This is a genomic window from Streptomyces sp. NPDC097617, assembly GCF_044761485.1.
In the GTDB taxonomy this organism is placed as follows: domain Bacteria; phylum Actinomycetota; class Actinomycetes; order Streptomycetales; family Streptomycetaceae; genus Streptomyces.
In genome coordinates this window covers 1-12685 of sequence record NZ_JBIWCL010000008.1, presented here as the reverse complement: position 1 = coordinate 12685, position 12685 = coordinate 1, and the positions used below count along the sequence as shown (strand labels likewise).

At 72.1% G+C, this 12685-nt stretch carries 11 protein-coding genes and 1 pseudogene; 5 read left to right on the top strand and 7 right to left on the bottom strand.

The features are described from left to right. Position 1: 1 nt before the first annotated feature. From ACIQZO_RS15590 to ACIQZO_RS15575, 4 genes are read right to left on the bottom strand one after another with little or no spacing between them, the layout of a single operon-like run. Entirely contained in the window at positions 2–370 is a 369-nt protein-coding gene (locus ACIQZO_RS15590; RefSeq protein ID WP_403625807.1) for a TadE/TadG family type IV pilus assembly protein, read from the bottom strand. A gap of 3 nt (positions 371–373) precedes the next feature. Then, the gene (locus ACIQZO_RS15585; RefSeq protein ID WP_403625804.1) at positions 374–1657 is read right to left on the bottom strand and encodes a CpaE family protein; all 1284 of its coding nucleotides are present in this window, start codon (positions 1655–1657) and stop codon (positions 374–376) included. Between the two features lie 7 nt (positions 1658–1664). After that, positions 1665–2366 (bottom strand): Flp pilus assembly protein CpaB, encoded by a 702-nt coding sequence (cpaB, locus tag ACIQZO_RS15580; protein WP_403625802.1) that lies wholly within the window; start codon positions 2364–2366, stop codon positions 1665–1667. A 48-nt stretch (positions 2367–2414) separates the two neighbouring features. Continuing rightward, the gene (locus ACIQZO_RS15575; protein WP_403625800.1) at positions 2415–3305 is read right to left on the bottom strand and encodes a hypothetical protein; all 891 of its coding nucleotides are present in this window, start codon (positions 3303–3305) and stop codon (positions 2415–2417) included. A 416-nt stretch (positions 3306–3721) separates the two neighbouring features. Between ACIQZO_RS15575 and ACIQZO_RS15570 the strand changes: the two genes are divergently transcribed. Together ACIQZO_RS15570 and ACIQZO_RS15565 are read left to right on the top strand one after the other, a co-directional pair. Next, a complete protein-coding gene (locus ACIQZO_RS15570) occupies positions 3722–5425 on the top strand; it encodes a chitinase (protein WP_403625797.1) in 1704 nt (567 codons plus the stop codon). Between the two features lie 125 nt (positions 5426–5550). Further along, entirely contained in the window at positions 5551–6888 is a 1338-nt protein-coding gene (locus ACIQZO_RS15565; RefSeq protein ID WP_403625794.1) for a M14 family metallopeptidase, read from the top strand. A 150-nt stretch (positions 6889–7038) separates the two neighbouring features. Here the strand turns inward: ACIQZO_RS15565 and ACIQZO_RS15560 are convergent, their stop codons facing one another. Both ACIQZO_RS15560 and ACIQZO_RS15555 read right to left on the bottom strand, forming a co-directional pair. Then, positions 7039–7449, bottom strand: a complete 411-nt coding sequence (locus ACIQZO_RS15560) for a RidA family protein (RefSeq protein ID WP_403626377.1) — start codon at positions 7447–7449, stop codon at positions 7039–7041. A gap of 11 nt (positions 7450–7460) precedes the next feature. After that, entirely contained in the window at positions 7461–8213 is a 753-nt protein-coding gene (locus tag ACIQZO_RS15555) for an IclR family transcriptional regulator (protein WP_403625791.1), read from the bottom strand. A 195-nt stretch (positions 8214–8408) separates the two neighbouring features. On the opposite strand from ACIQZO_RS15555, the gene ACIQZO_RS15550 reads away from it, so the two are divergent. The 3 genes from ACIQZO_RS15550 to ACIQZO_RS15540 are packed head-to-tail and all read left to right on the top strand — an operon-like array spanning position 8409 to position 12332. Next, complete coding sequence (locus ACIQZO_RS15550) at positions 8409–9701, top strand: amino acid deaminase (protein ID WP_403625788.1); 1293 nt, start codon at positions 8409–8411, stop codon at positions 9699–9701. Positions 9702–9711: 10 nt separating this feature from the next. Continuing rightward, positions 9712–11292, top strand: a complete 1581-nt coding sequence (locus ACIQZO_RS15545) for an amidohydrolase family protein (RefSeq protein ID WP_403625785.1) — start codon at positions 9712–9714, stop codon at positions 11290–11292. A gap of 23 nt (positions 11293–11315) precedes the next feature. After that, on the top strand, positions 11316–12332 hold the full coding sequence (locus ACIQZO_RS15540) for a YdcF family protein (protein WP_403625782.1): 1017 nt from the start codon (positions 11316–11318) through the stop codon (positions 12330–12332). A gap of 126 nt (positions 12333–12458) precedes the next feature. Here ACIQZO_RS15540 and ACIQZO_RS15535 read toward each other — a convergent pair. Beyond that, a pseudogene (locus ACIQZO_RS15535) lies at positions 12459–12584 on the bottom strand (carbohydrate-binding protein); the annotation flags it as partial. Positions 12585–12685: the final 101 nt, after the last annotated feature.

The following is a 12685-nucleotide window of genomic DNA, read 5'->3' as shown; positions in this document are numbered from 1 at the left end:
GTCAGTTCCCCTCCCTCTCCATCGCCGCGCCGCCCGAGCCCTCGATCCGGCCGAAGTTGAGTCCCGGGTAGAGGACGGGGATCTGGAGCGTGACCCGCGCCTTGTAGACGTCCCCCGACCGGAAGCAGGCGGACTGCAATCCCCACGCCTCGCTGATGTGCTCCGCCGCCGCCGCCACACACGCCGCGCGCCCCTTCACCGCCCCCGCCCGCGCCGCCTCGTCCGCCGCGTTGCCCGCCAGGGAGAAGGCGTACCCGATCAGTACGCACTCCCACACCGCCGCCACGAGCAGCAGGATCAGCGGCACCGTGCCGACGAACTCGATCGCCACCTGGCCCCGGTCCCCGCGCCCCGGTCTGCGGGCGGGCATGCGTCAGCCCTCCCGGCCGCGGCGCAGGCGGGCCACCGGGCCCGAGGCGCGGACCGCCAGGGTGGCGCCCGTGGTGGTGGCGGACTCCGTGCGCGGGGTGGCCGGGTCCGGGGTCGACAGGAGGCCGAGTTCGCCCGCCAGGGTCCACAGGGCCTGTTTGACCGTCGAGCGGTTGTCGAGGTCCTGGACGCGGCCCGCGTCCACCACCGCCTGGAGTTCCTTGAAGGCGGCCGGGACCGGGGTGCGGGTGGCGCGGGTCTTGGTGATCTTCTCGATCAGGGCGGGCTGGATCTCCGTGTGCTTGCTCCAGCGGTTGACGACCATCGCCGTGTCCTCCGCCTTGCGCACCTGGAGCCTTTCCCACATCCGGACCATCCGCTTGGCCGCCCGTACCGCGACCACGTCCGGCGTGGTGACCAGGACCGCCACGTCCGCCATCTCCACGGCCGCCGCGTTGGCTCCGGTGACCTGGGTCCCGCAGTCGACGACGACGAGTTCGTAGCGGCTGCGCAGGGCTGCGAGGATGTGCCGCGCGGCCCGGTCGTCGACCTCCTCGCCGCGTTCCCCGTCCGCCGGGGCCAGCAGCAGGGCCAGGCCCGAGGCGTCGTCGTAGACGGCGTCCTGGAGGACCCGCGGCGAGATGTCCTGGATCCCGGCGAGGTCGGCGACCGAGCGCCGGAACTGCACGTCGAGGTACGAGCCCACGTCGCCCGCCTGGAGGTCCAGGTCGACCAGTGCGGTGCGCCGTCCCGAGGCGGCCGCGGCCAGTGCGAACTGCACGGCGGTGAAGGTGGTGCCCACACCGCCCTTGGCTCCGGTGACGGTGACGACCCGCCCGCCCGGGCCCGTGAAGACGTCGGTGCCGGCGCCCCCGCCCAGGTGGCGGCGTACGCCCACTGACCACTGGGCGGCGGCCTGGACGCGGGCGGCGAGTTCCTCGTAGGAGAGCGGGAGGCCGATCAGGCCGCGCGCGCCCGAGTCCATCGCTGCGGAGAAGAGCCCGGGGCCGGCGTCCGAGGAGATCAGGACGACGCCCACCGCCGGGAAGCGCAGGGCGACTTCCCGGATGAGCTCCAGGGCTGGGACGGGGCCGATCCGCTCGTGGACCAGGACGACCTCGGGGAGTTCGTCGATGGATTCGGCGGCGAGGCGGGCGAGGGTGTCCAGGAGCGTGGTCGCGTCGGGGACCGGGGCGGCCGGCTCCGCGGCCGGGAGCTGGCTGAGCAGGGTCACGATGGCGCGCGCGGCGTCCGGGTCGCTGACCGCGGGGAGGATTCGGGTGGTCATCCGGGCCTCACCTGTCCCCGTCGAGGGTGTACGTGCGGTCGCCCGGGGCGGGCGCCGAGTCGGTGCCGGGGGCCACCAGGGCCAGGCGTACGTGCTCCGCGAAGGACTCGGCGTACGCGACGCGCTGGGTGTCCTTGGTGCTGAGGGCGAAGGTGATCGGTACGGCCTCGGCCGGGCCCTTGCGGTCGCTGTCCTTGTCCAGGGCGGTGAGTCTGCCGACGCCGAGGACCCGGGCGTTGGCGACGATGATCACCGAGCGCGAGGGGTCGGTGTCCTTGGCGCCCTTGAAGGTCGCGAGGATGTTGACCTTGGCGCCGGAGGTGATCTTGCCGGCCACGCCGGTGGCGGCGTCGATCATGATGGCGATCTCCTGCTCACCGGGCTGCAGCTGCGGCCGGTCGACGAACATGTCGGCCTGGAGCAGCGAGCCCTTCTTCAGGGTGGTGAGGGCGATCTTGTCCTTGAGCGCGCCGAGGTCGGAGACGGCGGTGTCGGAGAGCCACCGTTTCGGGATCCGGACCTCCTCGAACTGTCCTGCCGACAGCGGGCTGTACGGCGCTATGTCGCCCTTGGCCCGGTAGGCGACGACCTCGGCGCCGACCTTGGAATTGACGTCGCCTATCACCACGAGGACCCCGGCGAAGGCCCCCAGTGCGCACAGGACCGACAGGAGCAGCAGGATGACGCCGCGGCGCTGGCGTGAGTTCATGGGCCTTACCTACCTCGCCGTTCTTCATTCATTCGTGCGTTCGAGTGATCAGGGTCTGGAACGGGCGGTACTCGCGGGCGGCGGCGGCGCGGTGAGCGGCGCCGCGCAGAAGCCGCAGCGGTCGCCGATGAGTTCGAGGCCGCACCAGCGGCACTCCTCCCGGCGGACCGAGGCGACCAGCTGGTAGAGCACGGACAGGTCCGGGATGCCGGCGGCGAACTCGATGAGCTTCGGGGTGCCCCACCAGCCGGGGGACGCGGCGGGCAGCGGGTTCTCCATGACGCCCTGGACCTGCCAGGCGGGGGCCAGTTCGGCCGTGACCCAGTCGGAGGTGAGCTGGCCGCGGGCGAAGGTGAGGTGCGTGGCGAAATCGGGGCCCGCGGGCATGGCCCCGCCGCGGGGGCCGTGCGCACCCTGCGAGCCCGCGCTCAGCTTCGCCAGGTGCGGCTTCGGGTGGGCCATGACGGCGAACTGCGCGCTCGGCGACCAGGACCTGGCGTGCGCCCCGAGCCCGACCGGGACCCGGACCCGGTCGAGTTTGGCGACCGAGCCGAGCAGGGCGCCCGCGTAGATGTAGTGGGACAGCAGCCTGGCCGCGGAGGCGATGATTCCGGGGCTGAAGTCGCAGACGCTGAGCTGGCGCAGCTGACGCACCAGCAGAGCGGTTCCCAGCGGCGGCAGATCGATCCCGATGAGCGCGATCCGGTCGGTTTCCAGGATGGCGCGCACGGTGTGCAGGCGCTGGACGGTGGCGCGCGGCAGCCACGGCGGTACGAGGGCCACGAGGTGGCCGTGCCGCTCCAGCAGGGCGCCCGTCTCGGCGAGCGCGGCCTCCAGGTCGAGCTGCTCGGGCGGGTGCAGTAACGCGGCCCCCGGCGTGTGCCGGTCAGGGGCCGGAAGTACCAGATCGGCACTGGTGACAGCGATGGCGGTCGGCACGCCAATTCCCCCGTTCCCCACGTTCGCCCCGTGCGCCGCCGGCAGTTCACCTGCCCGGCGCGCGCCCTGCGCGGAACTCGACGCGGACTCGACGCGGACCTTCACGTCCACGCCCGCGGTGCGCCCCCGCACAGCGCGACCGCATCCGATCGACCCGCTCCCCCTTGCCCCAGCACCATATCCGCGTCACCCCTGGCAGGGCAGGGCCTTGCGGATTCCCGTGCTCGCAGCACGGGTCACCGGGGGCGGAAACCCGGACAACAGGGATCGCATAGCGGGCCATTTCAAGCCACATCGCAAAGACTCTTGACACGGGGATTGGTCTGGACCAACTTGGCAGCGCACGCCTTGCGTCGGACCCACCCCACTCGGTCCGGCTGTCCCCGCACCCCTTTCCTCCCCCCACCGGAGCCCACGTGAACCGGATACGCTCCCTCGCCCTCCCCATCGCCGTCACCCTCACCGTCGGCGCCCTGTCCGCCCTCGCCGCCGGTACCGCACAAGCCGCGGACGTGAACGTCGCCCGCAACGGCGGCTTCGAGTCGGGTCTCGCCAACTGGTCCTGCACCGGCGGAACCGGCGCCGCCGTCTCCTCGCCCGTCCACTCCGGCTCCGGCGCCCTGAAGGCCACTCCGGCGGGCCAGGACAACGCCCGCTGCAGTCAGACCGTCACGGTCAAGCCGAACTCGACCTACACGCTGAGCACGCAGGTCCGGGGCAGCTACGTCTACCTCGGCGCCACCGGGACCGGCACCCAGGACGTCTCCACCTGGACGCCCGGTTCGGGCGCCGGCTGGCAGAAGCTCTCCACCACCTTCACCACCGGACCCAGCACCACCCAGGTCACCGTCTACACCCACGGCTGGTACGGCCAGCCGGCCTACGTCGTCGACGAGTTCAGCGTCTTCGGCCCGGACGGCGGGGGCGGCACCGACCCCGGCCCGTCCGTCCCCGGCGCTCCGGCCGGTGCGGCCGTTTCCGGACAGAGCGCGAGCGCCCTCACTCTTTCGTGGAACGCGGTCGGCTCGGCCACCGGCTATTACGTGTATCAGGACGGCGTCCGCGTCAAGGCCGTGACCGGTGGCGCGGCGTCCACCCAGATCACCGGGCTCGCGGCCGCGACCTCGTACTCCTTCCAGGTGAGCGCCTACAACGCGGCGGGCGAGGGCCCCAAGTCCGCTCCCGTGACCGGCACCACCACCGGCACCGGCCCGGGTCCGGGCCCCGGCCCCGGCGTCCCCAAGCACGCCCTGACCGGCTACTGGCAGAACTTCAACAACGGCGCGACCGTCCAGAAGATCTCCGACGTCTCGGCGCAGTACGACATCATCGCCGTCTCCTTCGCGGACGCCACCACCACGCCCGGCGGCATCACCTTCAACCTCGACTCGGCCGGCCTCGGCGGCTACACGGTCGCTCAGTTCAAGGCCGACATCGCCGCAAAGAAGGCGGCCGGCACGTCGGTGATCCTCTCCATCGGCGGTGAGAAGGGGACCATCACGGTCAACGACTCGACCTCCGCGAACAACCTCGCGAACTCCGCGTACGCCCTGATGCAGGAGTACGGGTTCACCGGGATCGACATCGACCTGGAGAACGGCCTGAACCCCACCTACATGACGCAGGCGCTGCGCTCGCTGTCGTCGAAGGCGGGCTCCTCGCTCGTCCTCACCATGGCCCCGCAGACCATCGACATGCAGTCCACGCAGGGCGGCTACTTCAAGACGGCGCTCAACATCAAGGACATCCTCACCGTCGTCAACATGCAGTACTACAACAGCGGGTCGATGAACGGCTGCGACGGCAAGGTCTACTCCCAGGGCTCCGTCGACTTCCTCACCGCGCTCGCCTGCATCCAGCTGGAGGGCGGCCTCGACCCCTCGCAGGTGGGCATCGGCGTCCCGGCCTCGCCGAGCGGCGCGGGCAGTGGCTACGTGTCCCCGACGATCGTCAACAACGCCCTGGACTGCCTGACCCGGGGCACGAGCTGCGGCTCCTTCAAGCCGTCGAAGACCTACCCGGGTCTGCGCGGCGCCATGACCTGGTCGACCAACTGGGACGCCAAGGCGGGTAGTGCTTGGTCGAACTCGGTGGGTCCGAAGGTCCACGGGCTCCCGTAGGCGGTACGTGTGGGGGTGGCCGGATCGGTTCGGCCGGCACAGCGCGTCCTTGACCGGGACATGCCACGAGAGCACGCTGTGCGCGTCCGCACGGCTACCCCCACACTCCCCACCCAGGAGACTGCATGCGGCTCCATACCCGCCGAAGGGCCACCGTCACGGCGGCCCTGCTGGCGCTCGCGCTGGGCGCACCCGCCTACGGCATGAGCGCGACGGCTTCCCCTCCGCCCACCCCTTCCACGGCCACCCAGGACGAGGCGATCGTCCAGTACCGGATCCACGGCCCCTCCACCGCCACCGACCGCACCGCCCTGCTCCGTACGGGCGTCTCGATCGACGAGGTGGACGACCACACGGTCGTGGTCAGCGCCGACACCATGCAGGCGAAGAAGCTGAAGGACCTCGGCTACCGGCTGACGCCCCTGCCCGGGCCCCCGGACCGCTCCCTGCCCGGTATCGCGGCGAGCCCGATGGACTTCCCCTCGGCGGACTCGAAGTACCACAACTACGCCGAGGCGACGGCGGAGATCAACCAGCTCGTCGCGCAGTACCCCGCGATCGCGAGCAAGCGGGTGATCGGAAAGTCGTACCAGGGCCGGGACCTCTTCGCCATCAAGATCAGCGACAACGTCGCGACCGACGAGGCCGAGCCCGAGGTCCTCTTCACCGCCCACCAGCACGCGCGCGAGCACCTGACCGTCGAGATGGCGCTGTACCTCCTCAAGGAGTTCGGCTCCAAGTACGGCACCGACTCCCGGGTCACCAACGCGGTCAACGGCCGCGAGATCTGGATCGTCCCGGACCTCAACCCGGACGGCGGCGAGTACGACATCGCCACCGGCTCCTACCGGTCCTGGCGCAAGAACCGGCAGCCGAACTCCGGCAGCTCCTACGTCGGCACCGACGAGAACCGCAACTGGAACTACAAGTTCGGCTGCTGCGGCGGCTCCAGCAGCAGCAAGAGCTCCGAGACCTACCGCGGCGCGGCCGGTGAGTCGGCGCCCGAGGTGAAGGTCGTCGCGGACTTCGTCCGCAGCCGGGTGGTCGGCGGCAAGCAGCAGATCAAGGCCGCCATCGACTTCCACACCTACAGCGAGCTCGTCCTGTGGCCCTTCGGCTACACCTACAACGACACCGCCCCGGGCCTGACCGCCGACGACCTCGCCGTCTACAAGAAGATCGGCACCAGCATGGCGGCGAGCAACGGCTACACGCCGGAGCAGTCGAGCGACCTGTACATCACCGACGGGACCATCGACGACTGGCTGTGGGGGAACCAGAAGATCTTCTCCTACACCTTCGAGATGTACCCGGAGAGCGGTGGCGGCGGCTTCTACCCGCCGGACGAGGTCATCGACCGCGAGACCGCGCGCAACAAGGACGCGGTGCTCCAGCTGCTGGAGAACGCGGACTGCATGTACCGCTCGATCGGCAAGGAAGCCCAGTACTGCACGGCGCCGTGAGCGTGTGAGCGCGTGACCGCGTGACCGCGTGACCGCGTGAAGAAACGGGGCGCCCCACCGCCAGGGGGGCGCCCCGCCCGCGTGCCCGCCCGCGTGTCCGCCCGCGGGACCGGCCGCGGGACCGGCCGCGTGTCCGCCCGCCTGCGCGGCTCAGCCCAGGACGGCGAGGGCGTCGATCTCGATGAGCAGCCCGGCCGGCAGGCCCACGTACACCGTCGTGCGCGCGGCGGGGGCCTCCTTCAGGCCCTGCTCCTCGAAGTAGGCGTTGTAGATGCCGTTCATCTCGGCGAAGTGCCCGGTGTCCGTCAGGTAGACCCGGATCATCATCACGTCGTCCCAGCCCGCACCGCCCGCCTCGAGCACCGAGCGGACGTTCTCCAGCGTCTGGAGGGTCTGCTCGCGCAGCGTCGGCCCGGCGGGGGTGGGCGGCTGCCCGTCGACGTGCGGGAGGAAGCCGACCTGGCCGGCGACCTGGAGGATGTTCCCCTTCCGCACGCCGTGCGAGAACTTCGCGGGCGGGGTGGTGTGGGTGTCGGGTGTGATGGCGACCTTCTCGGTCACGTTCTTCTCCGTCACGTGCTCTCCTGCGCTCCTGAGTAGTCCTGGCTGATGGCTTCGGCGGTACGCAGTACCTGCGGCAGCAGTTCGAGGAGCCCCTCGGCGGCGACGACCACACCCGGCGCGGACACCGACAGCGCGGCGACCACCCGCCCGCCCGGGCCGCGCACGGGCGCCCCGAGGCAGTTGATGGACTCCTCGTGCCCGCCGAAATCACTGGCCCAGCCCTGCTCCCGTACGAGGTCCAGCTCGCGCAGGAAGGCCGCCGCGTCCGGGGTCGAACGGGCGGTGTAGTGCGGGTACTCGATCCGGTCGGCGAGGGCCCGGCGCTCGGCCTCGGGCAGATCGGCGAGGAGCAGCTTGGCGACGGCGGCGACCGTGAGGGGCACGGGGCGGCCGATGCGGGAGTACATGCGGACCGGATAGCGGCTGTCGACCTTGTCGACGTACACGACCTCGTCGTCCTGGTGCAGGGCGAGGTGCACGGTGTGGCCGGTGGCCCGGTTCAGCTCGACGAGGTGGGGGTGCGCGCTCTCCCGGACGTCCAGGTTCTCGATGGCCTCGGCGGCGAGCGCGAAGAGCTGTGCGCCGAGGCGGTAGCGGCCGTCGGGCCGGCGGTGGACGAAGCCGCGCTCGTGCAGGGTGCGCAGGAGGCGCAGGGCGGTGCTCTTGTGCACGCCGAGCTCGTCGGCGACCGCGCCGAGCGAGGCCGGGCCTCGCGCGAGCAGGGGCAGGATGCCGAGTGCTCTCTCGACCGACTGGCTCATCGCTCGCCCTCTCTCCTACGGTCACTGCACCACCGGCTCCGCCGGCGCACCGGGCTCCGCCCGGACCCGCGGGTTCGGGGGCGGCGCCCCCGCAGCGGCGCCGCACGTTGACCCTCCGTCACCCGGGATGTTAGACAGCATGCAGCGGCACACGCAATGACCGTTGCACATCGCGCAACCCCGGAGGCACCCCGCATGGCCAGCGACAGCGACCCCGTCAAGGACCTCTCCGACGAACCGGTCGACCACCGGTTCAAGGGCCTCCCCCCGGACGCCCAGACGCACGGCCTCACCGTCGGCCAGCTGGCCGCCGAGCGCCGCGACCTGCACACCGGCGGGTTCACCACCCCCGTCCTGACCCTCGACGCGGACGCGCTGGAGCACAACCTCACCGCGCTCGGCGCCTACGCCGCCCGCCACGACCTGGCCTTCGCCCCGCACGGCAAGACCTGCATGTCCCCCCAGCTCTTCCGCCGCCAGCTGGAGCACGGCGCGTGGGGCATCACCGCCGCCGTCCCCCACCAGGCCCGCGTCTACCGCGCCTTCGGCATCCGGCGGATCTTCCTCGCCAACGAGCTCGTCGATCCCGCCGCCCTGCGCTGGGTCGCCGACGAGCTCGCCGCCGACCCCGGTTTCCGCTTCGTCTGCTACGTCGACTCCGTGCGCGGGGTCGAGCTCATGGACCGCGCCCTCCAGGGCCGGACGCCGGCCGCCCGCATCGACGTCGTCGTCGAGCTCGGCGCCGGCGAGGGCGCCCGCACGGGGGCCCGTACCGACGAGGACTGCCGCGCCGTCGCCGACGCCGTCGCCCGCGCCACCACCCTGCGCCTGGTCGGCATGGGCGGCTACGAGGCCGAGGTCCCGGCCGCCGACCCCGACTCCGTCCACGCGTACCTGCGCCGCCTCACCGCGCTGGCCGTCGAGTTCGACCGGGCCGGCCGGTTCCCCCCGGACCTCGACGAGATCGTCGTCAGCGCCGGGGGTTCCGCCTGGTTCGACGCGGTCGCCGACGTCTTCGCCGAGCTCCCGGAGCTCTCCCGCCCGGTCCTCAAGCTGCTGCGCTCCGGCGCGTACGTCTCCCACGACCACGGCTGGTACACCCGCCTGACCCCCTTCAACCGGCACCCCGACGAGGGCGGCCTGCGCCCGGCGTTCCGGCTGTGGACCCAGGTCGTCTCCCGCCCCTCCCCCACCCAGGCCTTCGTCAACGCGGGCAAGCGCGACATCGCCTACGACCTGGGCCTGCCCGAGGCGGAGCTGGTCCGCGACGCCCTCACCGGCGAGGAGCGTCCCGCCACCGGGGTCCGCGTGGTCAAACTGTCCGACCAGCACGCCTGGCTGGAGACCGATGCGGCCGAGGACGTGCAGGTGGGCGACTGGGTGGCGCTGGGCATGTCCCACCCCTGCACGATCTTCGAGAAGTGGCCGCTGATCCCGGTCGTGGAGGCCGACGGCACCGTCACCGACTACGTCCGCACCTTCTTCTAGGCGCCGGCCGGTGGACCTGGTCATCCGGGGGGCCCGCGTCGTCGACGGCACGGGCGGGCCCTCGTACACCGCCGACGTCGGCGTCCACGAGGGCCGGATCGCCGCGATCGGCAGGCTGTCCGCGGGCCGCGAGACCGTCGACGCGCACGGCCTCGCCCTCGCCCCCGGCTTCGTCGACATGCACGCCCACAGCGACCTGGCGCTGCTGCGCGACCCTGACCACAGCGCGAAGGCCGCGCAGGGCGTGACCCTCGAAGTCCTCGGCCAGGACGGCCTGTCGTACGCGCCCGTCGACGACCGCACCCTGGACGGGGTGCGGGCCGCCATCGCCGGCTGGAACGGCCCCGGCGACGACCTCGACCTGGACTGGCGCACGGTCGGTGAGTACCTCGACCGGCTGGACCGCGGCTTCGGCGGCGAGGGCATCGCGGTCAACGCCGCCTACCTGGTCCCCCAGGGCACGGTCCGCGCGTACGCCGTCGGCTGGGACGACCGCCCGGCGACCGCGGCCGAGCTGGACCGGATGCGCCGGCTCGTCGCCGACGGTCTGGCGCAGGGCGCCGTCGGCCTGTCCTCCGGCCTCACCTACACCCCCGGCATGTACGCGACCGGGTCCGAACTGGCCGAACTGTGCCGGGTGGTGGCCCGCTACGGCGGCTACTACTGCCCGCACCACCGCAGTTACGGCCACGGCGCGCTGGCCGCCTACGCCGAGATGGTCGCGCTCACCCGGGAGGCCGGCTGCGCCCTGCACCTCGCGCACGCCACCATGAACTTCGGCGAGAACCGCGGCCGGGCCCCCGAGCTGCTCGCCCTGCTCGACGCGGCCCTGGCCGGGGGCGCCGACATCACCCTCGACAGCTACCCGTACACCCCCGGCTGCACCACCCTCGTCGCGCTCCTGCCCGGCTGGGCGAACGAGGGCGGCCCCGAGGCGGTCCTCGCCCGGCTGCGCGACGACGCCCGGGCCGAGCGGATCCGCCACGCGCTGGAGGTCGAGGGCTCCGACGGCTGCCACGGGGTCCCCGTCGACTGGTCGACGATCGAGATCTCGGGCACCGCCGACCCCGCCCTCGCCCCGTACGTGGGCACGCGCCTGGACGGCTGGGAGACCGCGCGCAGGCTGCTGCTGGAGGACCGGCTCGCGCCGACGATCCTCCAGCACGTCGGCCACGAGGAGAACGTCCGGGCGATCATGCGCCACCGCGTCCACACCGGCGGCTCCGACGGCATCCTCCAGGGCGCGAAACCGCACCCGCGCGCCTACGGCACCTTCCCCCACTACCTGGGCCACTACGTCCGCGAACTCGGCCTGCTCTCCCTGGAGGAGTGCGTGGCACACCTGGCCGGCCGCCCCGCGGCGCGCCTACGGCTGCCGGACCGGGGACTGGTCCGCGTGGGGTACCGCGCCGACCTCGTCCTCTTCGACCCGGACACGGTCGCGGCCGGGTCCACGTACGAGCGGCCCCGCGTCCTGCCGACCGGTATCCCGCACGTCCTGATCGACGGGCGCTTCGTCATGCGCGACGGGCGGCGGACCCAGGAGCTGGCGGGCCGCTCCGTGCGCCGAACCGCCCGCGATCGGGGGTAGATCCGGCATCTACGATGGGCGCCATGGTCGCCTTCGTCCTCGCCGTCCTGCTCTTCCTCGCGTTCTGCATAAGCGTCCGGCAGGACCGGCGCCGCTTCAGCAATGCCGTGCTCCTGGGGCTGACCTTCCTCTGCGCGTTCTCCGCCCTCTTCCTCCAAGTGGGCAAGCTGCCCACCTGGGCTGCCGTCGCGGTTGTCGTACTGGCCTTCGCCTCGCCCGCGTTCGGCATCCTGGGGCTGGGCGTCTTCCTCGTGCGCAACGGCATGATCATGGTCCGCAAGGAGGGCCTGCGGCCGGCGAACCTCCTGTCGATGCTCGCGGGCCTGGCGATCCTCGCGCTGATCGCACTGCTGGTCCTCGTCGCGGTGATCGGCTCCCCCCTTCTGGGCGGCATCGCCGGAACCCTGACCGTGGTCGCCGGCTACGTCTCCTTCGTCTTCTTCTGCTTCCTCGGCTACGCCTTCCTCTACGGGCGGATCAAGGTGCGCGGCGATGTCCACCACGTGGTCATGCTGGGCTCGGGCCTGGTCGGCGGGGACCGCGTACCGCCGCTGCTGGCCTCGCGGCTGCGCAAGGGGCAGCAGATCTACGAGGGCCAGCTCGCCCGCGGCGGCCGGCCGCCGGTACTGCTCGTCTCGGGCGGCAAGGGCTCGGACGAGAAGGTCGCCGAGGCCCGGGCGATGGCGGACTGGCTGATCGCGGAGGGCGTGCCGGCGGAGCACATCGTGCTGGAGGACCGGTCCACCACGACCGAGGAGAACATGCGCTTCAGCCGGGAGATCATGGAGGCGCACGATCCGGCCTACCGGTGCGTGGTGGTCACCAACAACTTCCACGCCTTCCGGGCCGCGATGCTGGCCCGCAAGACCGGGGTCAACGGGCAGGTCCTGGGCTCCCCCACCGCGAAGTACTACTGGCCGAGCGCCACCATCCGGGAGTTCGTCGCGGTCTTCTGGGAGCACCGGAGGGTGAACCTGGCGATCTGTGGCCTGCTGACCGTCCTCGGCGCGCTCGGCACGCTGGCCGCCGTCCTCGTCTGAATCCGCTCCGCTCCGTTCCGCTCCGTTCCACGCTCAGGCAGACGCGACGCGCCCGCGCGCCCGCGCAGGTGCCGTGACTCCCCCCTTGGCAGTCACGGCACCGCGTCCCGGCTTCGCGCGGGTCCGTCAGACCCGCTGCCAGAGCGCCGGGACGTTCGGCGGCTCCCAGCCGGTCCGGGCCTGGTGCCCCTGGATGCAGCGGTAGGTCGCGCCGCCGTGGGTGACGGTGGCGCCGGCCGCGTAGACGGTGCCCGTCCTCTAGATGAATGAGTCCAAGGGGTGTCCTCACTGTCAGTGGTCGTAGGCGATCAGTGACCGCTTGACCGGCTGCCCAGTCTTGTCGTTGTGCCAGA